General features: G+C 66.5%; 1 pseudogene. It reads left to right on the forward strand.

The window, feature by feature from the left end:
* A pseudogene (locus J0695_RS41880) lies at positions 1-576 on the forward strand (CocE/NonD family hydrolase); the annotation flags it as partial.

The following is a 576-nucleotide window of genomic DNA, read 5'->3' on the forward strand; positions in this document are numbered from 1 at the left end:
GGCCCAACCTGGTCCATGTGCTGAACTACCCGAAGAACCACGAGGCCTGGTTCGACATCGTGATGAACGAGGTCGACGGCGAGTGGTACGAGGAGCGCAACCCCATCACGCTCGCGCCCCGGATCGACATCCCGGTCTGGCTCCAGATCGACCAGGGCCGCGGCTGGACGATGGACGGCACCATCGAGGTGTACAAGGCGCTGAAGGGTCCGAAGAAGCTCGACATCGGCCCCTACCCGCCGATGCAGTCGCGCCCCTTCATCGAGGAGCACGACAAGATGTTCCGCTGGTACGAGTACTGGCTCAAGGGCATCGACAACGGGATCATGGACGAGCCCGCCGTCACCGTCCACGTCGAGGGCTCGCGCGAGACCGTCACCGGCGCCCAGTGGCCGCCGAAGGACGTGGAGCACAAGTCGCTCCACCTCCGCCCGCGCCGCAAGCTGTCCTTCGAGCCCGAGCTCATGGGCGCCGAGTACGCCGCCCCCGACGGCTTCTACCAGGCGCCGCTGACGGTGACCGACAAGGTGGAGATCCTCAACTGGAGCACCGCCCCGTTCACCGAGCCCACGAGAC

The sequence above is a fragment of the Streptomyces beijiangensis genome (assembly GCF_017315755.1).
Lineage (GTDB): Bacteria > Actinomycetota > Actinomycetes > Streptomycetales > Streptomycetaceae > Streptomyces > Streptomyces beijiangensis.